Raw genomic sequence first — 22,420 nt, forward strand, 5'->3', positions numbered from 1 at the left:
CGATCAGGCCGGCGCGAAACCATAGAGCGCGCGCGGCGTGTCGACCAGTGTCATGCGCCGCGCCTCGTCATCGGGCAGCCACGACATGGCAAGATCGAGCAGATGCGCGTCGTCGGGATAGTCCTTGGTCTTTTGCGCAGCGTTGTGCGGCCAGTTGGTGCCCCAGACGATCCGGTCCGGCGCGTGGCCCCCGATCTCGCGCGCAACCTCGGCGATGTCGGGGAAATCCGGCCCGCCGCTGCGCGAGCTCTCGTAGCAGCCGGCAAACTTGAACCAGCAGCGCCCGCCATCGAGCAGCCGCTTGATGACATCCACATGCGCGGACGTCGCGCCGACGAAGATCTTGGCGTGATGATCCAACACCCAGCGAGACTTCAACGCCGCGAGACGCGGCTCGAGCTCCGGCAGGGCGGAGCCGTCGAACTGCACCGCCAGCATCCAGCCCGCGTCGGCGGCGATGGCATCCACCGCCTCGAGCGCGTCGAGCCCGACCGCGCCGCCGGGCAGGTCCATGATCCGCGCCCCCACGATGCCGCCCTCCGAGAGCCGCGCGATCTCGGCCTCGGTGGTCTCCGGCGTGATCACTGCCACGCCCCGGGCGCAGTCGCCCATCTGGGCCAGGCAGGCCAGCAGGCTGGCATTGTCTGTGCCATGCGCGTTGCCTTGGGTGACCACCACCGCGTCGAGCCCAAGCCAGCGCATGGTCTCGCGATACATCTCCGGCGTCGGTAACGGATCGGCCGGCCGACCCGTGCCGTCTTCGCGCATGGCAAAACCCGGCAGGTACATGTGCATCTGCGTGTCCACCGCGCCTTTCGGCATCGGCGTCCGGGGCTTCGCTCCCGAGAGCTTTCGGTCGATCATGCCGCCTCCGGTGCAAAGCGCGCCAGCGCGGCGCGGTCGATCTCGATGCCGAGGCCGGGCGCGTCGGGGATGCGGACCACACCCTGCTCGTGCTCGATGGGGGTCGTCACCACCGCCTGCCGGAACGGGTTGTGGGTGCGGTCGAACTCCATGATCGGCTCGACCGGGTTGACCCGCACCGGGTTCGGCACCATCGCCGCCATGAACTGCAGCGCCGCCGCGATCTGCACCGCGGTGCCCCAGACATGCGGCACCAGCCGCACCCCGTGCAGGGTGCAGAGATCGGCCACCCGTCGCGCCTCGGTGAAGCCGCCGACACCGCAGAGATCGGGCTGGGCGATGTCGACGCAGCCCGAGGCCAGCGTCTCGGCAAAGCCCCAGCGGGTGTGCCAGGTCTCGCCGCCCGCAACCGGGATCGGCTGGCTTTCGCGGAGCTTGCGATAGGCGGCGAGCTGCTCGGGCACCACCGGCTCCTCGAACCAGTCGATGCCGTATTTCGCAGCACTTTGACCAAGGCGGATCGCCTCGATCGTGTCGTAGCCGTGATTGGCGTCGATCATCAGCCGGGTCTCGGGGCCGATGGCCTCGCGCACCGCCTCGATCACGCGCAGATCCTCGTCGACGCCGAAGCCGATCTTGATCTTCACCGCGTGGAAGCCGGCCTTGACGTGGCCGGCGCATTCCTCGGCATTGTCGGACACCCGGTCGACCCCGTCGCGCTTGAACGAGCCGGTGGCATAGGCGCGCACGCTGTCGCGCCAGCGCCCGCCGAGCAGCACCGAAACCGGCTGGCCAAGCGCCTTGCCCTTGATGTCCCAGAGCGCGATGTCGATGGCCGAAAGCGCCGTCACCGTCACCCCGCGCTGTCCCTGATCGCGCAGCGCGTTGTAAAGCGTTGCCCAGACCTTCTCGGTCTCGAGCGCGTTCATGCCCTTGAGCCAGCCGGCATAGACGGCGATGGCGGCGGCATTGGGCCCGGCCGGGCCGAGCGCCTCGCCCCAGCCGGTGGTGCCGTCCTCGCAGATCACCTCGACCAGCAGGTGCACCCGCTTGTCGAAGCGCATCGAGGCGCTCTCGAAGGCGGTGTCGAGCTTGTGCTCGAGCAGATGCGTGCGGATCTCGGCAATCTTCATGCGTGCGCCTCGATCAGGTCCTTCAGGATCTCCTCCTCCTCGCCGGTGAGATCCGACAGCGGCGAGCGCACCGGCCCGGCATCGAAGCCCACGAGACGGACACCGGCCTTGATGGCCGCGACCGCATAACCCTTGCGGCGGGCGCGCAGCTCCATGAATGGATAGAAGAAGCTCTTGAGGATGTCCTCGCATGTGGCGCGATCGCCGGCCCGCAGCGCGGCATAGAACTTGTTGGCCAGCGCCGGAACGAAGTTGAACACGGCGGAGCTGTAGGTGGTGAAGCCGGCACCAAGATAGGCCTCGGCGAAGAGTTCGGCGGTGGGCATGCCACCGAGATAGGTCAGCCGGTCGCCCATCTTGGCGGTGACCTGACGCACCAGGCCGATATCGCCGGTGCCGTCCTTGAAGCCCACGAGGTTGGGGCAGGCATCGCAGAGCCGCGCCAGCGTGTCGGCTTGCAGCACCGCGTTGTCGCGGTTGTAGACCATGACCCCCATCCCCGTCGCATCGCAGACCGCCTTGACGTGAGCGTAGAGCCCTTCCTGCGGCGCGTCGATCAGGTAATGCGGCAGCAGCAGGATGCCGTCGCCGCCGGCCTTCTCGACCGATTTCGCGATGCCCACCGCGATCTCGGTGCCGTAGCCGCAGCCCGAGACGATGGCGGTGTCGCCGGCGGCCTCCTTGGCGGCGGAGACGATGGCCGGGATCTCCTCCGGGGTCAGAGAGAAAAACTCGCCGGTGCCGCCGGCGGCGAAGAGCACCGGGGCGTCATAGCCCGAGAGCCATTCCACATGCGCCTTGTAGGGCTCGGGGGCGAAGCGGTTCTCGGCGTCGAACGGCGTGACCGGGAAGGAGAGAAGGCCCGATCCGAGGGCGGTCTTGATCTGTTGCGGGTCCATTGGGCAGTCCTCTATTGGCGGGGTGCAGGGGCGCTGCCCCTCTTGGCCTGCGGCCAATTCACCCCGGGATATTTTCGGCCAGAAGAAGAGCGGGCCGGGTGAGAGGGGGCGCCGTCATGCGGGGCGCCCCACGGCTGGGTCAGGTCAGGTCGTCGGGCAGCACGCCTTCGGGGATGTTCTGGTAGCAGACCGGCCGCAGGAAGCGGCGGATCGACAGCGTGCCCACGGAGGTGGCGCCGAAGTTCGTGCTGGCCGGGTAGGGCCCGCCATGGACCATGGTGTCCGCGACCTCGACGCCGGTGGGGAAGCCGTTGACCAGAACCCGGCCGGCCTTGCGCTCGAGGATCGGCAGCAGCGCGCGGGCGTCGGCGGTGTCGCCCTCGTCCATGTGGATGGTGGCGGTGAGCTGGCCCTCGAAACCACGGGCGAGCTGGGCCATCTCGGTCTCGGAGGAGACGCGGATCACCAGCCCGAGCGGGCCGAAGACCTCTTCCCCGAGTGCGTGGTCCTGCAGGTAGCTGGCGGCATCGGTCTGGTAGAGGTTGGGCCTGGCGTTGCGGCCCTCCTGCTCGGTGGTGAGCACCGGCTTGACGGTGTTGCGCCCGTCGAACCGGGCCTTGCCGTCGCGATAGGCCTGCGCGATGCCCTCGGTCAGCATGACCTGCGCCGGCGCATCGGTGAGCGCCTTGGCGGCCGCCTCGACGAAGGCGTCGCCCTCGGCGCCGGTGCCGATCACCGCGATGCCGGGATTGGTGCAGAACTGGCCGGCGCCCATGGTGAGCGAGCCGGCCCAGCCGCTGCCGATCTCGGCGCCGCGGGCGCGGGCGGCCTCGGGCAGGACGAACATCGGGTTGACCGAGCCCAGCTCGCCGAAGAACGGGATCGGCTCGGGACGCTGGGCGCAGAGATCAAAGAGCGCGCGGCCGCCGCCCAGCGAGCCGGTGAAGCCCACCGCCTTGATCAGCGGGTGCTGGACCAGCGCCTGGCCGACATCGCGCTTGCCGCCCTGGATCAGCGAGAACACGCCCTCGGGCATGCCGCACGACGCGATGGCGGCGTGGATCGCCTCGGCGACGATCTCGCCGGTGCCGGGATGGGCCGAGTGGCCCTTGACCACCACCGGGCAGCCGGCGGCCAGCGCCGCGGCGGTGTCGCCGCCGGCGGTGGAGAAGGCCAGCGGAAAGTTCGAGGCACCGAACACGGCCACCGGACCGATCGGGCGCTGCATCATCCGCAGGTCGGGGCGCGGCAGCGGCGCGCGGTCGGGCAGCGCCGCGTCATGGCGGCGGTCGAGATAGTCGCCCTTGCGGATGTGCTCGGCGAAAAGGCGGAGCTGTCCGGTGGTGCGGCCGCGCTCGCCCTGAAGCCGGGCCTCGGGCAGGCCGGTCTCCTGGGTGCCGATCGCGGTGATGGCCTCGGCGCGGGCCTCCATCTCGTCGGCGATGGCGTCGAGGAAGGCGGCGCGCGCTTCGCGGGTGGTGTAGCCGTAGCTCCAGAACGCCTCCTCGGCGGCCTCGCAGGCGCGGGTCACCAGCTCGGGCGTGCCGATGCTGAACGCGTGCGCGGGCCCGTGGGCGGGCTCGGAGGTGAAGGTCGCCTCAGAGGCGACCCAGTCTCCGGCGATCAGGTGCTTGCCGTGGGGGGTGAAAGTCTCGTCCAGCATGTCAGTCCTCCTTGCGGGATGGATGAATGGGTTCATCGGTGAAGACGCCGCCCTGATAGCGGGCGACCGCTTCGTTCGGGTCAGGGCGCGGCACGGTGCGGGCGATCTCTTCGGCGAAGGCGGCGGCGTTGTCCTTTGGCCGCCAGCCGAGGAAGGCCGCGTGGGCATTGTCCCACCAGCCGTGATCGTTGGCCGAGGCCCCCCAGACCATGGTGCAGCCGAGGCGGGGCGCGGCGAAGACCGCGTCGATCAGCGAGACGAAATCGTCTTCGCTGAACCAGGTCGCCAGCATGCGCCAGTTCTCGGGCTTGGGCGTGCAGGAGCCGATGCGCACCAGCGCGCTCTCCTGCCCGAACTTGTCGTGGTAGAGGCTCGCCACCGCCTCGCCGAAGATCTTCGACACGCCGTAGAGGCCGTCTGGCCGGTAAGGCGCCGTGTGATCGAGCCGCGTGGTCTGGTCGTGGTAGCCGATCGTATGGTTCGAGGAGGCGAAGACGATGCGCGGCATGCCATGCGCCCGCGCCGCCTCGTAGAGGTTGTAGACGCCGCGCAGGTTGGCGGCCTCGATCAGGTCGAAGCTGCGCTCGACGCTGATCCCGCCCAGATGCACGATGCCGTCGCAGCCCTCGACGAGGCGCATCACCGCGTCGCCGTCGCTGAGGTCGCAGGGCACAACCTCTTCGCCATCACCCGCGGGGGGCATCTCCGCCACGTCCGACAGGCGCAGGATCTTGGCGTGGCCGCGCAACTTGTCGCGCAGCATGGTGCCCAAGGTGCCGGCGGCGCCGGTGATCAGGATCCGGTTCATCATCAAAGTCACTCCATCAGCCCGGGCAGGGTCATCGAGAAGGCGGGCACGTAGGTGACCAGCATGAGCGCGCCGAAGATGGCAAGGTAGAAGGGCCAGATCGTCCGCACCGCCTGATCGATCCGCACACCGCCGACGACGCAGCCGACGAAGAGGCAGGCGCCCACGGGCGGGGTACAGAGCCCGAGCCCGAGGTTCATCATCAGGATGACACCGAACTGGATCGGGTCCATCCCGAGGCCCACGACCACCGGCAGGAAGATCGGCGTGGTGATCAGGATCAGCGCCGCCATGTCCATGATCATCCCCAGCCCGAGCAGAACGAGGTTGAGCAGCAGAAGGATGACGATCGGGTTGTCGGAAATCCCGGTCACCGCGGTCGCCAGAAGATCCGGCACGCGGTAGAGCGTCAGCAGGTAGGAGAAGGCCGAGGCCGTCGCCACCAGCAGCATCACCAGCGCGGTGGTGCGCACCGAGGTCACCACGGCGGCGCGGAACTTCTCCCAGGTCAGCTCGCGGTAGACGAAGACCGTCACGAGGATGGCCCAGATCGCACCGAAGGCGCCGCTTTCGGTCACCGTCATCACGCCCGACAGCACGCCGCCCACGATGATCACCGCGGTCATCAGGCCCGGCAGCGCCACGATGGTGGAGATCGCCAGCGACTTGAAGCCCGGGAAGGTCTCGGCCGGGTAGCCGCGCTTGACCGCGACCACATAGGCCACCAGCCCGAGGCAGAGGCACATCAGCACGCCGGGCACGATGCCCGCGATGAACAGCTTCGAGACCGAGACGCCGCCCGCCGCCACCGCGAAGAGGATCATGTTGTGCGAGGGCGGGATCACCACGCCGGCGACCGAGGAGGTCACGGTGACGTTGACGGCATAGTCGGGATCGTAGCCTTTCTCCTTCATCACTGGCATCAGGATCGAGCCGAGCGCCGAGGTGTCGGCCACCGCCGAGCCCGAGATGCCGCCGAACAGCATCGACGATGCGACGTTGACGATGCCGAGCCCGCCGCGCATCCAGCCGACCGCATAGCTCGCGAGGCGGACGAGCCGCCCGGCGATGCCGCCCTGCATCATCAGCTCGCCGGCGAAGATGAAGAACGGGATCGCCAGCAACGAGAAGACCGAGATCCCCGACAGCACGCGCTGGAAGCCGATGAAGAGCGGCAGGCCCTCGTAGAGGAACCCTCCCACCGTGGCGAGCCCGAGGGCAAAGGCCACCGGCATGCCGGTCAGCAGGCCGAAGAAGAACAGCCCGAAGAGAAGTGCCAGACCCATGGGTTCAGTCCTTGCCAGTCAAGTCTTGGCGGTGGCCAGCGCCACCGCTTGGTAAAGTGTGAAAACCGCCGTCAGCGCGCCGCAGATCGCCATAGGAACCGCCCGCAGCCCCTCGGTGACGCCCAGCATCGGAACGCGGCGGGGCCAGAGGCTCTGGGCCAGCGTCCAGCCCTGCCAGAACAACACGATGCCGAAGACCAGCATCCCCGCCAGCGCCATCCAGTGCAGTGGCACGCGCAGGACCGACGGCAGCATCTCGCGGATGAACTCGATGGAGAGGTGACTCTGCGTCCAGACCCCGGCGGCGCCGCCGAGGAAGGTGATCCAGACCACCAGCAGAAGCGCCACCTGCTCGACCCATGTAGGGGTGTCGTTCATCACGTAGCGCCCCCAGACCAGCCAGCCGAAGATCGCCACCAGCACGACCAGCCCGGTCCCGGCCACGCCGACGCAGCCCTTGGCGAGCAGATCCAGCGCCCGCTCCACGGGCCCCATATCGGCGACTGCCTTGTCCTGAGGTAACATCGCCCCCTCCCTGAATGCGGCCCCGAGTGCGGCCCCTGAGTCCTGAGTGCGTCAGACCCCGGCCCGAAGGCCGGGGCGTGCGACGATCTTACTCGACCGCCTGGATGTCACGGATCAGCTGCTCGAGATCCGGGTTCGCCTCGATGAACTTGGCATAGACCGGTTCCATCGCGGTCTGGAACGCCATCGGATCCTCGACCTCGTTGATCTCGACGCCGGCCTCCGAGACCTGGGCACGGGAGGCGTCGGAGCGCTCGGCCCAGAGCTGACGCTGCTCCTCGGCGGCGGCAATCGCCGCTTCGCGCACCAGTTCCTGATCCTCGGGCGAGGTGTCATCCCACACCGACTTGGCGACGCAGATGCACTCGGGGATGATCAGGTGGTTGGTGATCGAGTAGTACTTCGCCACCTCGTAGTGGTTGGACGACTCGAAGCTGGGGTAGTTGTTCTCGGCGCCGTCGATCACACCGGTCTTGAGCGACTGGTAGACCTCGCCATAGGCCATCGGCGTGGCGTTGCCGCCAAGGCTGTCGACCATCTGCACGTAGAGGTCGTTGCTCATCACACGGAACTTCAGCCCGTCCATGTCGGCGGGCGTCATGATCGGCTTCTTGGTGTTGTAGAAGCTGCGCGAGCCGCTATCCATCCACGACAGCGCCACGATGCCCGCCTCGGACAGAGCATCCGAGAAGCGCTGGCCGATTTCGCCATCCATCGCCGCGTGCATGTGATCGACATCGCGGAAGATGAACGGCAGCGACAGCACGTTGGTGGCGGGCACGATCTCGCCCATCGGGCCCATGTTGAAGTTGCCGACGGCAATGGCACCGGCGCGCAGCTGCTCGATGGCGTCGGGCTGGGCGCCCAGCACACCACCCGGATAAACCTGCGGCTCGATGCGGCCCTCGGTGGCGGTGGCGACATCCTCGGCAAAGCTCTCGAGCGCGGTCACGTTCGGGTAGCCCTCGGGGTGGATCGCCCAAGTGCGCCAGGTCTCGGCCATGGCGGGGGTGGCAAGCAGCGCGAGCGCAAGCGCGGAAGTGGTCATACGAAACATGGTGTTGTCCTCCCTGACAGTCGGCAGAGTCGAGTCTGCCTGAGCGATATATGACCAACTTGTATGATAACTGTCAAGCGTTGCGAGAATGTCGATGATATTACTTTTATATCAAACACTTAACCGCGATCTCTTCGCAGCCGCAGAAAGAGTGTCATCAATATTGATATGACAGATTCTGCGACCCAAAGGAAAAGGGCCCCGCCACATGCGACGGGGCCCTGATTGCAATCAGGTGGAAGGGTCAGCGCGCCAGCCAGCCGCCGTCGACGTTGAGCACGGCCCCGGTGATGTAGGTCGCCGCGGGCGAGGCGAGGAAGGCCGCGGTGCCGCCGATGTCCGAGGCATCGCCCCAGCGCCCGGCAGGAATGCGGTCGAGGATCGCCGCAGAGCGCTCGGGATCGTCGCGCAGGGCCTGGGTGTTGTTGGTCGCGATATAGCCCGGCGCGATGGCGTTGACGGTGATCCCGTGCGGCGCCCATTCATTGGCGAGGATCTTGGTGACCCCGGCCACGCCATGCTTGGCCGCCGTGTAGGCGGGCACCCGGATGCCGCCCTGGAACGACAGCAACGAGGCGATGTTGATCACCGCGCCCGGCATGTCCTGCGCCAGCAGCGCCTTGCCGAAGGCCTGGCAGGTGAAGAACAGCGCCTTGAGGTTCACGTCCATCACGTCGTCCCAGTCGGCTTCGGAATAATCGACCGAGTCGGCCCGGCGGATGATCCCGGCATTGTTGACGAGGATCGAGATGCCCGCCCCGTCGAATATGTCTCGAGCGGCCATCGGGTCGGCGAAATCGAGCAGCAGGCTCTCACCCGAGCCGCCCGCCGCGGTGATCTCGGCGACGGTTTCATCGCAGGCCCGGCGCCCGGCGCAGATCACATGCGCGCCCTGCCCCGCCAGCGACACCGCGATGGCCTGCCCGATACCGGTATTGGCCCCGGTCACCAGCGCTTTACGCCCCTCCAGAGAGAATGGCCCGGCCATCAGCGCAGCTCCTTGGGCTGGATGAACTCCATGTCGGTGTAATCGACATTGTCGCCCGCCATGGCCCAGATAAACGTGTACTCGCCGATCCCGGCACCAGAGTGGATCGACCAGGTCGGCGAAAGCACGGCCTGCTCGTTGGCAACGAAGAGATGCCGCGTCTCAGTCGGCTCGCCCATCAGGTGCAGAACCCGCGCATCCTCATCCATGCCCCAGTAGAGATAGGCCTCCATGCGGCGGTCGTGAATGTGGCTGGGGATGGTGTTCCAGACCGAGCCGTCCTCGAGCGAGGTGTAGCCGAGGATCAGCTGGCAGCTCTCCATCACCTGCGGGTGGATGAACTGCTTGATGGTGCGCTTGTTCGAGGTCTCGGACGCGCCGAGCTTGACCTCGACACAATCGGCAACGGTCACCAGCCGCGAGGGCAGCGTCCGGTGCGCCGGGGCCGAGGTGATGTAGAACCGCCCCTGCCCGCCGAAGGTGACCGCGCCGCTGCCCATGCCGAGATAGAGGACGTCGCCGCGGTTCATCTCGTAGGTCTCTCCACCGGCCTCGACGGTGCCGGGCTCGCCGATGTTGACGATGCCCATCTCGCGGCGGTCGAGGAAGCTGTCGGTCTTGGTCTCCTCGACCTTGTCCAGCGTCAGCGTGCCACCCGCGGGGACCGCGCCGCCCAGGGTGAAGCGGTCGTAATGGGTGTAGACGAGACGGATCTCGCCATCGGCAAACATCCCCTCGCCAAGGAAATGCGACCGCAGCGCGGTGGTGTCCATCCCCTTGGCATGGTCGGGGTGAATGGCGTGGCGGGTTTCGACGGTAAGCATGATCGATCCTCTTCCTGTGTGTCCTCCGGCCGGGCGCGGCCCCGTCTGACAGCAGGTTTTGTCAGACAGTCTTCCCCTGCCGCTCATTTCTGACATATGACTTGCATTATTTGTATGACAGATCAAGAGGCGATCGATTTGACCCGCCACTTCCCTGCGGGGTGCCAGTGATAACGCAGAGCAACGTGCCGACGAGCAGCCCGAGGTCGGGCGCGTCCGACCACCACGGATGAAGCGCGCGCCTCTCCACTCATCGTGCAGCCACCAGCCGAGCCGCGTCGGGCGGCACCGCGCCCGCCACACCGCCCTCCGTGGTCAGCGTGACCGGTACCGGTCGGGACCGCCAAAGCGGGCGCGAACGCCCAGCCGGAGCCTGTGGCAGACCAGCGTCTTTCGAGAAGGCTTTTGAACGCAACAGTTTACATCGGCAACTAAGCCGTGCATTTGCTTGACGATGTAACCAGAGAATTTGTTAGCGCGCCCTGAACCTTTCCTGAGCTCGACAAGAAGTGACGCCAGAAGATGACCGCTGACCCTACCGCCTTTCGGGGCTTCGACGAGGCCCTGCGCCGGCTTTACCTTCTGGCGGTCGAACCGGACCTGTCTTTCGAGGACAAGGTCGGTCGCCTGCTCGAACTTGGCAGTGCAGCCCTCGGGCTCGAGCTTGGCATCGTCAGCGCGATCGACGAACAGGTCTACACCTGCAGCTTCGTTCATGGCCCGGACTGGGCGCCGGAGCCGGGCACCCGCTTCGACGTCGACGGCACCTATTGCCTTCACACGCTTCAGGCCAATGACGTCACCGCCTTCTATCACGCCGGCCTGGAGCACATCTCGGACCACCCCTGCTACCTGAATTTCGGCCTCGAGAGCTATATTGGCGCGCCGGTGTTTCGCGGACCGATCCGCCACGGCACGCTGAACTTCTCGAGCCCGGACCCGCGCCAGCAGCCGTTCTCCGCTCAGGAGCGGGAGTTCGTCGGGTTTCTTGCGCGCTGGCTCGGCAACGAGTTGCACCTGCGCGAAGAGCGGCGGCAGCTGCGCGCGCAGAGAAGCCTCTTTGCCGCCGTGATCGACGCGGTGCCTGAGGCCGTCATCGTGGCCGATCCCGACCGCCGCGTCTCGGTGGTCAACCCCGCCGTCCGGGAGCTTTTCGGCTACAGCCCCGACCAGCTTGTCGGGCGGCAGACAGCGGTGCTTTACGAGGCGCTCGACGACTACGAGGCCATGGGCAAGAAGAACTTCAACCCCGGCTCGCATTATCAGCGCGACCGCTTCGCCATGTCCTGTCGCCGGGCGGATGGGTCAGTCTTCGAAGGCGCGGTCTCCTCGGCGGATGTGCGCACCGAGGCCGGCGAGCATCTGGGCTATCTCGGGGTGATCCGCGACGTGACCGAGGAAAGGCGCTTCGAGCGCGCCAAGGACGCGTTGATCGCGACCGTCAGCCACGAGCTGAAGAATCCGATTGCGGCGCTTCACGGGGCGCTCCGCCTTCTTGCCGCACGCGAGACGGATCTGCCCGAGGAGAGCCGCAAGCTCCTCGAGATCGCGGAGCGCAACGCCGCTGCCATCGAGCGCATGACCGGCGACATCCTCGATCTCGAGAAGCTGCGCGAAGACGGCGATCGCGCGGATTTCCATGCGACGCCGCTGCTCCCGCTGCTCGATGACGCGCTTGAATCGATCCAGCCCTACGCGACCGAGCGCCTTGTCCGTATGGAGCTGAAACCCGCAGCCCCCTCGCCCGCCCTGCCTCTGCACGCGGAGCGCATCCGGCGGCTGGCGTCCAACCTGATCTCGAACGCGATCAAGGCGTCGCCCGAGAACGGGCTCGTCACCGTCGGCCTGACCACGGACGGGCACGGTTTCTGGGTGCAGGACCGCGGCCCGGGCATCCCTGTCGCGCTTCAACCGAAGATCTTCGAGCGGTTCTCGCGGGCCCCGAGCTACCGGGTCGACGAAGGCAGCGGGCTGGGACTGAGCATCGTGAAGGCGATCAGCGACCAGCATCTCGGCACCATCGACATAGAGACCGCGGAAGGCGAAGGCACCACCTTCACGGTGCGGTTCCCGGCGTCCGAGAGCGCGTCGCTCGACGCAACCGGCTAGCGCCGGCGAGAACGCGTCGGGCGGTCGCGACACCTGCCTGCGCGTACCCGGACAAGCCGATGACGACCGCAGCCGGGCAGCAGCGGCTCAGAGGCCGTCGAGATCAAGCCGGTAAACCCGCGCGGCGTTGCGCCCGAAGACGTCGCGCTTCTCATCCTCCGAAAGCCCCGAGAGGATGTGCTTGTAGGCGTTCAGCGTCGGGATGAACCCGGCAGAGCGGCTGTCGGGCGGGAAGTTGGATTCGATCATGCAGCGCCTGGGTCCGAAGGCTTCGATCGCGAGCTCCACATGCGGGCGCCATGCCTCGGCAAGCTCGGCATAGCCGACCACGTCCTCGCGCTTTTCGAAGCCGAAGCCCGGCACCGGCATCCCGAGCCCGCCGACCTTGCAGAACACGTTCGGACGCTCGGCGAAGACCTTGAGATCGGTGGACAGGCGCGCGAAGGCCTCCGAACGCTCATGAGGGCTCATGTCGACGCCGACGAAATTGCCGATATGGTTGAGCACCACCGTCAGGTCGGGAAACTGGTCGACCAGCTCGGTCAGGCGTGGCAGTGCCGTGTCGTAGGCCGCCGCGTCATAGCTCAGCCCGCGCGCCTGCAGCTCTGCCAGCCCGAGCGGAAAACCCGCCGTTTCGAGCAACCCCGGCGGCGGGCGGTTGGTCATGATGAACTGGAACGGCCGTTCGTCGGGATAGTCCAGGGTGACCTGCCGGATGCCGCGATAGCGGTCGGGCGCAGCCTGCATGCAGCGATCGAGCAGCTCGCCGACCTTCGAGCCGAGGCTGAGGTCGGCATGGCCGATGATCCCGGCGGCAACCTTGCAGGGGCCGTAGCGCCCGGTCGCCGCCATCGCAGCCATTCCGTTGGCAAACTCGACCTCACCCAGCGGGCGCAGGTGTTCGGGGCCGTCGGTGCGGGCAAAGCTCTTGGTCTCGCAGTAGATCGAGGCGACGACGTTATGCCCGCCCTGCGCATCCTCGAGATACTCCTCGAGCATGTAGCGGTTGCCCGGCAGGTCGAAGAGATGGAAATGGCTGTCGACGATGGGCAGATCCGGGTCGAGGATGGGCTCGTCGCGGCCCTCGTTGCGCTTGGTCTTCATCGGTTTCCGTCCTGTCCTTCGGTCATCAAGCCGTGTCGAAATCCGCGTCCGAGACCGGCTCCAGCCAGTCCACCGCGGAGCCGCCCACCGCCTCGGTGATCGCGATGTGGGTCATCGCGGTGCTGGCCCCGGCGCCGTGCCAGTGTTTCTCGCCCGCCTCGAACCAGACCGTATCACCGGCCCTGACCTCGCGCACCTCGCCACCCCACGTGCCGACACGTCCGGCACCGTTGGTGATCACCAGCAACTGGCCGACCGGGTGGGTGTGCCACACCGTGCGCGCACCGGGATCGAACGTCACCGCGCCGACCGCGAGGCGCGACGGATCGTCTGCCACGTGGATCGGGTCGCGGCGGGCATGGCCGGTGAAGTTGCTCTCAGGGCCAAGGCTCGAGGGCTGGCTGCCGTTTTCCTTGATCAGCATCGGGTCTCCTCCTCCGCGCTTTGCCGCCACACTAGGCGTTGCGGCAGGGCGTGGAAATGACGCCGGAGGGGGCCAACCCGAGGTCCGGGTGCAGCCATAGGGGTTCTCTATGCCACCTCTCGGGCGCCGCAATGGCCCCGCAGACCGTTGCCCCGAAATGTACGAGAAGGCGCTGCCGCCGTCCCGGCCCCAGCTCCGATCCTTTCCAGAGGGCGCGCCTTTGGCGCCCGCCCCCTGATGCGCTTGGGGATGCCGCCCCGCCCGCGATCCTCTAGGCTCGCGCCAACCATGCAGTTTGAAAGGGAGGGCCCGAGATGACAGATTTGGCCGATCAGGTGGCCGCGCTGGCGGCGGAGGTGACGCGGCTGCGCGATCACGAGGCGATCCGGCAGGCGGTCTATGCCTATGCGCGCGGCGTCGACCGGGGCGATGCAACGTTGCTCGACCCCGCCTTTCACGACGATGCCGAGGACGATCACGGCAATTTTCGCGGCAGCAAGGCGGATGCGATGGCAGCGCTTGCGAAGAGCGCGGCCAATCCCGCCGTCACCGCCTCGGTGCACCATATCGGCAACATCCTGATCGACCTGCGCGGCGACGTGGCAGACGTGGAGACCTACTTCATGGCGTCGCAGCGCCGCGAAGAGGACGGGCGGCTCTGGACCCGGATGCGGGTCGGTCGATATCTCGATCATTTCGTCAAGCGCGACGGGGCTTGGCGGGTGCTCAGCCGCAAGGTCATCGACGACTGGAGCCGGCTGGACGAGGTGGTGCAGACCGCCCGCGAGGTGGGCGCGGAAAACAACCATTGCAGCCGCGGCCCGGACGATCCCTCCCACGCGGTGGCGGGCTTCGCCGATCTGCACCGCCACCCGCACGCGCGCCGGTCTTCGGAGGACTGACCTCCGGAGAACAAAAGCCCGGGCCTGAAACGACACCGCCCCGCCATCGATGATGGCGGGGCGGTTTTCTTTCGCGCGGAGCGAGGCTCAGTTCATCTGGTGCGGCAGCCAGAGCGACAGCGCCGGGAACAGCAGCAGGATCGCGATGGCGATGATATGCGCCACGAAATGCGGCCAGATCCCGCGGAACACCTCGCCCACCGGCGTGTCGGAATAGCGCGCCACCACGAAGGCGTTGAGCCCCAAGGGTGGCGTCACCATGCCAAGCTCGGCGGTCACGATGACGATCACGCCCCACCAGATCGGGTCATAGCCGAGGCTCAGCACCATCGGCACCACGATCGGCACGGTCAGCACGAGGATCGCCATCTGGTCGAGGAAGGTGCCCAGCAGGATGTAGATCAGCACCAGCACGATGATGATGCCCCAGCCCGGCAGCGGCAGCTCTCCGACCCAGCGCACCAGGCTCTGAGTGGTCTGCGTCATCGCAAAGAAGGTCGAGAACACATGCGCCGACATCACGATGAGCGCGATCATGCAGGAGGTGCGCGCGGCCTTGGAGAAGACCTCGTAGACCTCGGCCGGGGTGCGGCGGGCGCGGGCGAAATACAGGATCGCCGCCCCGAAGGCGCCGAGCGCCGAGGCTTCGCTGGGCGTGGCCACGCCACCATAGATGGCGCCGGTCACCGCCAGCATCAGCAGCAGCATCGGCCCGATCAGCCGCAGCAGGTAGATCTTTTCGCGCAGCGGCACCTTTTCGCTGATCGGCGCGCGCTCGGGCTTCTGCCAGGCGAGGAAATACACCGTGAGCGCGATGGTCGAGGTCACGATGATGCCCGGAACGACGCCCGCCACCAGCATCTGCGCGATGCTCACATCGGCCAGCAGGCCGTAGACGATCATCGCCACGCTCGGCGGGATCAGCATCGACAGCGTACCCGAGATCGCCACCACGCCGGCGGCCATCGGGCGCTCGTAATCGTATTTCAGCATCGCCGGAAGCGAGGTCGAGGACAGGGTCGCGGCGGCGGCGGTCGAAGAGCCGCAGATCGCCCCGAACCCGGCACCGGCCAGCGCCGTGGCGATCCCCAGACCGCCGCGCACCCGGCCGAACCACGCCGCGGCAGTGCGGAACAGGTCGTCGGCGATGCCGGATTTGAGCACCAGTTCGGCCATCAGCAGGAACATTGGTACGGTGATGAACTCGCGGGTGATCGCGGTCTCACGCGGGAAGGAGGACAGGATTGCCATCATCGGCAACTCGCCCCCGATCATGTAGAGCCCGACGGCACCTGAAATCAGCATGGCGAAGCTGATCGGCGCGCCCACCAGCAGAAGGGCGAAGAGGATGAGAACTCCGATGAGCGGGATCATTCCATGGGCTCCCCATGATCGTTGACGTCGTCGTCGTGGCCCTGCGTGGCAAGGATCACGACGTGATAGAGAAGCCGGACGACGAGCAGCGCCGCGCCCAGCGGAATCCACAGATGTGAGAGCCAACTGGGCCAGGAGATGTAGCCCGGGATGAACTCGTTATGGGTCCATGCGTCGGCGGTGTTGCGCCAGGTGCCGAGGGTCAGCAGCGCGAAGACCACTGCGGCGACCAGGCACCAGACGATGTCGAGCCAGGCCAGAAGCCGCTTGGGCAGCATGTCGCGCACGAGGGTGATGTTGACGTGATCGCCCGAGGTGAAGGTGCCCGAGAGGGCAAAGTAGATCCCCACCACCATCAGGTAGTAGCCGACCAGCTCGTAAGACCACTGCAGCGGCGAATTGAACAGGTAGCGCAGGATGGCGTCGAAGCTGACGATCAGCATGATCAGCGTGATGGCTGCCACGGCAATCAGCATCGACGCCTGTTCCAGGCGCTTGAGGAATTGGCCCATTCCTCGCCTCCTTCCGTTAGGTTGCGTTCGAGGGGCCATCCCGGCGCGAGGCCGGATCGGCGGCCGGCCGGGAGGGCGAAGACCAGGCCACGAAGCGCACTGCCCCGCGGCCCCGGTCGGGGAGGGTCAGATCACTCGATCTCTTCCGCGACGGCGCGGTAGGCCTCGAGAATGTCGGTCCCCGGGCGGCCACTGCGGTCCATTTCCTCGGCCCATTGCTCGGCCACCGGGATCAGCATCTCGTTCCAGCGCGCCGCTTCCTCCTCGGAGAGCGGGTGCACCTCGAGCTTGCCTTCCGCGACCAGTTCCTTCTCGCCGTTCTCGTCGGCTGCCTGAAGATACTCGCACATGTGCATGGTCATCTCCTCACCGGCGGTGGTGAGGATCTCCTGCAGCTCGGGGTCGAGGCTCTGGTAAGCGCGCTCGCTGATCGCGAAGAAGGTGCTGCCCGCGCCCATGCGGGTGCCGGTCACGGTGTGGTTGAGCACGTTCTCGAGGCCCACGAGCTTGGTCGACCCTGAGATCCACATGCCACCATCGACGGTGCCGCGCGCCAGCGCGTCGTAGAATTCGTTCGAGGTCACCTGCACCGGCGTGCCGCCCACCGCCGCGACGGTCTTGGCCATCGCACCGTTGGCACGCAGCTTCAGACCCTTCATGTCCTCGACGCTCTCGACCACGGCCTCGTTGGTCTGCACCTCGTAGGGGCGCAGCGTCATGACGTAGAGCGGGCGGATGCCGAGCGGCTTGTACTCTGCCTCGTAGATTGCGCCGCCGGGCTTGGCGAGCTCCCAGAACTGGCGGGTGCCCTCGCAGGAGGTGTCGTAATAGCCGGGAAGCTCGACCACCGAGGTCAGCGGCAGCTTCTCGACCTCGTAGCCCGGCACCAGCAGGCCGAACTCCGCCAGACCCGAGGTCACGACGGTGGTGCTTTCCTTGCCGAGCTGGCCGGCGTGGTAGATCTCGAAATCGATGGCGCCGTCGGTGGCCTCCTTCACCTTGTCGGTGAAGTTCTGGATGCCTTCGGTCATGTGCCAGTGGGTGCTCGGAAACACCTGGGTGACGCGGAACGTGCGCTCGTCGATTGCCGCTGCCGGCGCGGACAGCGCCATGGTCGACACAGCGCCGAGCGCCAGCGTTCTGATGGTCGTCTTGATCATTTTCGGACTCCTCCCGTGACTGCTTCCGGAGCGTGCAGGCTCCCGGATCCTCTCAATCCCGGTCGATGCTAGTGACGTCACGGCTGAACGGTCAATCGAGCCACGGGCGCTCCGGCTCTGGGCCTAACGAGCGCATAGGCAAAACCGCTGACTGAACTGCCGGTCACAATTTCCGGCTTGAAACAAAGGGGCTTGCAGCGCTTGATACAGTGGGAGGGACCTTGAATGTCGCCTGCCGAGCCGTGCGACGGGCGGAGGCCTCTCGCCCGCTGCTATTTCCGTGCGCTACGCGGCCTCCGGCCGCCGCAGCACGCGGAGAAGCCATAGGCAAAATTGAAGATTGATACCCTGCACTGCCGCACAAAATGCCCAAGGCAAGCGATCCTGTCGGGATAGCGCAAAAATATTTGCATTTGTTTCAGGGAATTGCACCCGCCAACCTTTTGCTGGACAGCGCGCGCCTCACGGCATAGACAAATCCTATTGCCGGAAACGGCACCAGCGCTCCGTCGACTTTGGGAGGAATTGACATGAGCCGCCACGAAAAGCCCGGGAGCAATCTCAACTTCAAGAGGCTTTCCTATTTTCTCGCGCTTGCCGAACACGGGTCGATCTCGGCCGCGGCCAACGCGCTCAACATGGCACAGCCATCGCTGTCCGAGAACATCGCCAAGCTCGAGGACGAGCTCGGCACCAAGCTCGCCATCCGCGGCGCCCGCGGCGTGCAGATGACCGAGGCCGGCGTTGCGCTGGCCGAACGCGGCCGCGAGATCCTCAAGAGCGTCGGCGACATGATCGAGGAGATCCGCCAGATCGGCGGCGAGCCGCGCGGCACGCTCTCGATCGGCCTGCCGCCCTCACTGAGCATCCTGCTCAGCGTGCCACTGCTCGAGACCATCCACTACGAGTTTCCGCAGATCAAGCTGCACATTGCCGAAGCGATGTCGGGCGACATCATCGAGTGGCTCAACACCGACCGGCTCGATCTCGGCTGCGTCTACGAGGCGCCCGACAACATCTCCTACGCGTTGCAGCCGCTGCTGACCGAAGAGATGTTCCTCGTCACCGCCACCGACAACTGGCAGGGCGAGCTCGGCCCCGACGGCGTGGCGCTCGAGCCGATCACCGCGGCGCAGCTCGCCGAGCTGCCGCTGGTGCTGACCAGCCAGACCCACGGCGCGCGCAAGCTCCAGGAGAAGTTTGCCCGCACCATTGGCGTCGATCTCAACGTCGTGGCCGAGATCGACTCGCTGCCGCATATCGTCGAGATGGTGAGCCGCGCCAGCGCCTACACGCTGCTGTCGCACGGCGCGGTGGTCAAGCAGGTGGCCGACGGCACCCTTGCGATGGTGCCGATCAAGGAACCGACGATCCGCCGCACCGCCTATCTCGCCCGCTCGCGCATGCGCCCGGTGACGCGGGCCCGCACCGAGGTCGAATCCTTCATCCTCGAGATCATCGCCGAGATGGTCGAGCGCTACCAGCTGCGCGCCATCGTGTCCGAGGAGGTCGAGAAGATGAAGGACCAAGCCAAACCCGCCGAAGAGCCCGTCCCCGAAGAGACGTGATATCCCGTCTAGGTGGTGCCTATGGCACCGCCGGACAGGTTCCTCCCGACCGCCCGTTGCGCCTATCCTGCGGTTCAGCAACACGGGGGCATTCCTGACGCCAACGGCCTGTTTCGCAACGAGTCTCCGACCCGCTGCGCGGCGCCGGTGCGGGGGCTCCCAAGGACGGAACCGCACCCGTCGGGCAGCTGCCGAGCCAGCGCCCGGGGCCGCTGAGGGAGGGCAAACGGAATGGATCTCGGAATCGCGGGAAAACGCGCACTGATCATCGGAGGAACTTCGGGTCTCGGGCTCGCCAGTGCCGAGGCGCTGGCGGCGGAAGGCGTCGACCTGGCGTTGTCGGCCCGCAATCCCGACACGCTGGCCGAGGTCACCGCACGGCTCGCCGGGGCGCACGGCATCCGGGCCGAGGGCTTTGCCGGCGACGTGACCTCGCAGGAGGACGTGCGCCGCCTCCGCGAAGAGGTCGAGGCGTCGGGCGGCATCGACATCCTCGTGCTCAACACCCCGCGCCCGCCGAGCCCGATGCGCGACTTCCTCGCCGAGACCGAGGATGCGCGCTGGGAAATGGCCTATCACAACCAGCTCGAGAGCGCGCTCTTCGTGCTGCGCCACCTGACGCCGCTGCTGCTCGACAAGGGCTGGGGGCGCATCGTGGCGATCACCTCGGCCAGCGTGAAGCAACCGATGCCGCGCCATGCGGTGTCGTCGATCTTCCGCGCCGGAGTGCACGCGGCGCTCAAGCACCTTGTGGACGAGGTCGGCCCGCACGGGGTGACGGTGAACGCGGTCGCGCCGGCCACCGTGATCACTCCGACCTTCGCCAATTACCACAACCTCGACGCCCGCGTCGCGGCGATCCCACTCAAGCGCCCCGGCAAGGGCGAGGAGCTGGGCGCGACGGTGGCCTTTCTCGCCTCGGACCATGCCGGCTTCATCACCGGAGAGACCATCCAGTTCGACGGCGGCATGACGCGGGCACTGCTGTGAGCGGCGGCGCGTTTTCAGGGCGCACCGCCCTCGTTACCGGCGGTGCCAGCGGCATCGGGGCCGCGTCGGCCGCGCTGCTCGCGTCGAAGGGTGCGCGCGTGATCCTTGCCGATCTCGACGGCGATGCGGCACGGGCGGTGGCGGCACAACTCGGCGGCCGCGGCGAGGCGCTCGACGTGACCGACGCCGCGGCGGTCGACGCCCTGCTCTCAGTGCTGGAGGCCGAGGCCTGGGGCCCCGATGTGCTGGTGAATTCCGCCGGAATGCGCGAGTTCGCCGACCCGCTGGAGATCACAGAGGCCGACTGGGCGCGGGTGCTGACGGTCAATCTCAGCGGCACCTTCCACGTCGCGCAGGGCGTGGCGCGGCGGCTCAAGACCGCAGGCAAGACTGGCGCCATCGTCAACGTCGCCTCGACCTCCGGTCTCGTCGCCTCCGAAAACCGCGCCGCCTATGTCTCGGCCAAGCACGGGGTCGTGGGGCTGACCAAACAGCTGGCGCTTGATCTCGGACCGGTGGGCATTCGCGTCAACGCAGTGGCGCCGGGCGTGATCCGCACCCCGATGACCGAGCTCTATTTCTCCGATCCCGACATGATCGACCGCCTCAGGCGCGCCTACCCGCTGGGCCGCGCCGGAGCCCCGGAGGAGGTGGCCGAGGTCATCGCCTTCCTCGCCTCCGAGCGCGCCCGCTACGTCACCGGCACGGTGGTGCCGGTCGATGGCGGCTACACTGCGGGGCGGCGCAAGTGAGCCGTCCCGGTCAGGGCCTGCCATGCCCGTCATGATCCGGCCCCACCCCCACCTGCAGGTCGCCTTCAGCGCGCTCGTCGTGCTGCTGATCGCGTTGCAGGCACTGCTGGAATGGGGGGGCACGGCGGCGCTGCAAGGGCCGGTGGCGGTGATCAGCTTCCTGATCGTGCCCTTTCTCGCGCTCGAGGCGGGGCTCGTCGGCTGGCTCTTCCTGTCGGTGGCGGGCGCGGTCACGTTGGCGTTGATCCTGCAGGGGGCCGACTGGCTGCCGGTGGTGCGCCGGGCGCTGCTGACATCCGGATTCTACGCGGCGTTCTTTTGCGCGCTGTCGCTGCTGCGCAACGTCTCGCAATCCTCGCCAGCGATGGAGAAGGCCGGCACCTTCCTTGCCCGCCAGCCGCCCGGGCGGCGCTACATGGCGCTGACCGTCGGGGCGCATATCTTCGCGCTGGTGCTGAATTACGGCGCCATCCAGCTGCTCGGCGCGCTGTCGCTGACCAGCGCCCGCACCGAGCCCGACGAGGAGATCCGCCGCATCCGCATCCGTCGCATGATGCTGGCGATCCAACGCGGTTTCATATCCTCCCTGCCGTGGTCGCCCCTGTCCTTCTCGGTGGCAATCGCGGTCTCGGTGATCCCGGGCACAAGCTGGGGCCAGCTGCTGCTGCCGGGGCTGGTGACGGGGGTGATCTATTTCGGCACCGGCTGGGCGATGGACACGATCTTCAAGCCCAAGGTCTCGGGCGGCCGCCGCGCGGTGCAGCTCGATCCCGGGCGCTGGACGGCGCTGCTGCCGTTGGCGCTGCTGCTGGCGATCATGCTGACCTGCATCCTCGTGGTCGAGCTGGCCCTGCACATCCGGGTGATCGGCATCGTCCTGGTGGTGATCCCGGCGATCTCTCTGGTGTGGCTGTGGCTGCAGAGCGAGGCACCCGGCGCCTTCGCAGGGCGGCTGCGCGACTACGCTTTGGTCGAGCTCAATGGCTACAAGCACGAGATCCTGCTGCTGATGTCGGCGGGCTATATCGGCATCACCGCCTCGGCGCTGCTGGGGCCGTGGATGGCCGCCGCCGAGATCGACCTCGCGGCGCTGCCGACCCCGGTGATCCTGCTGTCGCTTCTCTGGATCCTGCCGATCATGGGGCAGATCGGGGCCAACCCGATCCTGACGCTGTCGCTGATCGGCCCGCTGCTGCCGACCCCCGAGGCGCTCGGCATCTCGCCCACGGCGCTCGCGGTGGCGCTGATCTGCGGCTGGATCCTCACCGGTATCACGTCGCCCTTCACCGCCACGACGCTGCTGATCGCGCGCTTCGGCGGCATCACGCCCTACCAGGTCGGCTGGGTCTGGAACCGCGGCTTCTTCTGCGCGGTGATGGTGCTGCTCTCGCTCTGGGTGCTGCTTTTCGCCTACGTGCTGGGCTAGGTCGGCGAGTTACTGACGTGAAAAGGCCCTCCGCAATCGCTTGCGGAGGGCC

Annotated in this window: 21 protein-coding genes; 6 read left to right on the top strand and 15 right to left on the bottom strand. The window is 67.2% G+C overall.

Going from position 1 to position 22,420, the window contains the following annotated elements:
- Window positions 1-3 precede the first annotated feature (3 nt).
- From R2601_RS20650 to kduI, 10 genes are all read right to left on the bottom strand, one after another.
- On the bottom strand, window positions 4-864 hold the full coding sequence (locus R2601_RS20650; protein WP_040545638.1) for an amidohydrolase family protein: 861 nt from the start codon (window positions 862-864) through the stop codon (window positions 4-6).
- The gene (locus R2601_RS20655; protein ID WP_007802040.1) at window positions 861-1,997 is read right to left on the bottom strand and encodes a mandelate racemase/muconate lactonizing enzyme family protein; all 1,137 of its coding nucleotides are present in this window, start codon (window positions 1,995-1,997) and stop codon (window positions 861-863) included. The genes R2601_RS20650 and R2601_RS20655 overlap by 4 nt, the downstream gene beginning before the upstream one ends.
- Window positions 1,994-2,896: a 5-dehydro-4-deoxyglucarate dehydratase gene (gene kdgD / locus R2601_RS20660; protein ID WP_040545640.1), complete on the bottom strand. Its 903-nt coding sequence runs from the start codon at window positions 2,894-2,896 to the stop codon at window positions 1,994-1,996. Before kdgD ends, R2601_RS20655 begins: the two co-directional genes overlap by 4 nt.
- Window positions 2,897-3,035: 139 nt before the next feature.
- Window positions 3,036-4,559 (bottom strand): aldehyde dehydrogenase (NADP(+)), encoded by a 1,524-nt coding sequence (locus tag R2601_RS20665; protein WP_040545642.1) that lies wholly within the window; start codon window positions 4,557-4,559, stop codon window positions 3,036-3,038.
- 1 nt (window position 4,560) lies between these two features.
- A complete protein-coding gene (locus R2601_RS20670; protein ID WP_217626397.1) occupies window positions 4,561-5,370 on the bottom strand; it encodes an NAD-dependent epimerase/dehydratase family protein in 810 nt (269 codons plus the stop codon).
- A 5-nt stretch (window positions 5,371-5,375) separates the two neighbouring features.
- Window positions 5,376-6,653, bottom strand: coding sequence for a TRAP transporter large permease (locus R2601_RS20675; RefSeq protein WP_007802055.1), 1,278 nt, complete (start codon window positions 6,651-6,653; stop codon window positions 5,376-5,378).
- 18 nt (window positions 6,654-6,671) lie between these two features.
- The gene (locus tag R2601_RS20680) at window positions 6,672-7,178 is read right to left on the bottom strand and encodes a TRAP transporter small permease (protein WP_040545644.1); all 507 of its coding nucleotides are present in this window, start codon (window positions 7,176-7,178) and stop codon (window positions 6,672-6,674) included.
- 88 nt (window positions 7,179-7,266) lie between these two features.
- The gene (locus R2601_RS20685) at window positions 7,267-8,235 is read right to left on the bottom strand and encodes a TRAP transporter substrate-binding protein (RefSeq protein WP_007802060.1); all 969 of its coding nucleotides are present in this window, start codon (window positions 8,233-8,235) and stop codon (window positions 7,267-7,269) included.
- 244 nt (window positions 8,236-8,479) lie between these two features.
- Window positions 8,480-9,223 carry a 2-dehydro-3-deoxy-D-gluconate 5-dehydrogenase KduD gene (kduD, locus tag R2601_RS20690; RefSeq protein ID WP_007802068.1) on the bottom strand — a complete coding sequence of 248 codons (744 nt, stop codon included), beginning with the start codon at window positions 9,221-9,223 and terminating at the stop codon, window positions 8,480-8,482.
- Window positions 9,223-10,047: a 5-dehydro-4-deoxy-D-glucuronate isomerase gene (gene kduI, locus R2601_RS20695; protein ID WP_040545646.1), complete on the bottom strand. Its 825-nt coding sequence runs from the start codon at window positions 10,045-10,047 to the stop codon at window positions 9,223-9,225. Before kduI ends, kduD begins: the two co-directional genes overlap by 1 nt.
- A 522-nt stretch (window positions 10,048-10,569) precedes the next feature.
- Here kduI and R2601_RS20700 point away from each other — a divergent pair.
- Window positions 10,570-12,156: a GAF domain-containing sensor histidine kinase gene (locus R2601_RS20700; RefSeq protein WP_040545648.1), complete on the top strand. Its 1,587-nt coding sequence runs from the start codon at window positions 10,570-10,572 to the stop codon at window positions 12,154-12,156.
- Between the two features lie 87 nt (window positions 12,157-12,243).
- Here the strand turns inward: R2601_RS20700 and R2601_RS20705 are convergent, their stop codons facing one another.
- Both R2601_RS20705 and R2601_RS20710 read right to left on the bottom strand, forming a co-directional pair.
- Window positions 12,244-13,260, bottom strand: coding sequence for an amidohydrolase family protein (locus R2601_RS20705; protein ID WP_007802079.1), 1,017 nt, complete (start codon window positions 13,258-13,260; stop codon window positions 12,244-12,246).
- A gap of 25 nt (window positions 13,261-13,285) precedes the next feature.
- Window positions 13,286-13,684: a (R)-mandelonitrile lyase gene (locus R2601_RS20710; RefSeq protein ID WP_040545651.1), complete on the bottom strand. Its 399-nt coding sequence runs from the start codon at window positions 13,682-13,684 to the stop codon at window positions 13,286-13,288.
- A 314-nt stretch (window positions 13,685-13,998) separates the two neighbouring features.
- Between R2601_RS20710 and R2601_RS20715 the strand changes: the two genes are divergently transcribed.
- On the top strand, window positions 13,999-14,586 hold the full coding sequence (locus R2601_RS20715) for a nuclear transport factor 2 family protein (protein WP_083793987.1): 588 nt from the start codon (window positions 13,999-14,001) through the stop codon (window positions 14,584-14,586).
- A gap of 87 nt (window positions 14,587-14,673) precedes the next feature.
- Here R2601_RS20715 and R2601_RS20720 read toward each other — a convergent pair whose 3' ends face one another.
- The 3 genes from R2601_RS20720 to R2601_RS20730 form a co-directional block, all read right to left on the bottom strand.
- The gene (locus R2601_RS20720; RefSeq protein ID WP_040545653.1) at window positions 14,674-15,960 is read right to left on the bottom strand and encodes a TRAP transporter large permease; all 1,287 of its coding nucleotides are present in this window, start codon (window positions 15,958-15,960) and stop codon (window positions 14,674-14,676) included.
- Window positions 15,957-16,472: a TRAP transporter small permease gene (locus R2601_RS20725; protein WP_040545655.1), complete on the bottom strand. Its 516-nt coding sequence runs from the start codon at window positions 16,470-16,472 to the stop codon at window positions 15,957-15,959. The genes R2601_RS20720 and R2601_RS20725 overlap by 4 nt, the downstream gene beginning before the upstream one ends.
- Before the next feature lie 131 nt (window positions 16,473-16,603).
- Window positions 16,604-17,632 carry a TRAP transporter substrate-binding protein gene (locus R2601_RS20730; RefSeq protein ID WP_040545657.1) on the bottom strand — a complete coding sequence of 343 codons (1,029 nt, stop codon included), beginning with the start codon at window positions 17,630-17,632 and terminating at the stop codon, window positions 16,604-16,606.
- Window positions 17,633-18,162: 530 nt separating this feature from the next.
- Between R2601_RS20730 and R2601_RS20735 the strand changes: the two genes are divergently transcribed.
- From R2601_RS20735 to R2601_RS20750, 4 genes are all read left to right on the top strand, one after another.
- Complete coding sequence (locus R2601_RS20735) at window positions 18,163-19,200, top strand: LysR family transcriptional regulator (RefSeq protein ID WP_007802107.1); 1,038 nt, start codon at window positions 18,163-18,165, stop codon at window positions 19,198-19,200.
- A 231-nt stretch (window positions 19,201-19,431) separates the two neighbouring features.
- The gene (locus R2601_RS20740) at window positions 19,432-20,190 is read left to right on the top strand and encodes an SDR family oxidoreductase (RefSeq protein ID WP_040545659.1); all 759 of its coding nucleotides are present in this window, start codon (window positions 19,432-19,434) and stop codon (window positions 20,188-20,190) included.
- Window positions 20,187-20,942: an SDR family NAD(P)-dependent oxidoreductase gene (locus R2601_RS20745; RefSeq protein WP_040545660.1), complete on the top strand. Its 756-nt coding sequence runs from the start codon at window positions 20,187-20,189 to the stop codon at window positions 20,940-20,942. The genes R2601_RS20740 and R2601_RS20745 overlap by 4 nt, the downstream gene beginning before the upstream one ends.
- A 22-nt stretch (window positions 20,943-20,964) precedes the next feature.
- Complete coding sequence (locus R2601_RS20750) at window positions 20,965-22,368, top strand: hypothetical protein (RefSeq protein WP_040545661.1); 1,404 nt, start codon at window positions 20,965-20,967, stop codon at window positions 22,366-22,368.
- Window positions 22,369-22,420 lie beyond the last annotated feature (52 nt).

Source organism: Salipiger bermudensis HTCC2601, from assembly GCF_000153725.1.
GTDB classification, from domain to species: domain Bacteria; phylum Pseudomonadota; class Alphaproteobacteria; order Rhodobacterales; family Rhodobacteraceae; genus Salipiger; species Salipiger bermudensis.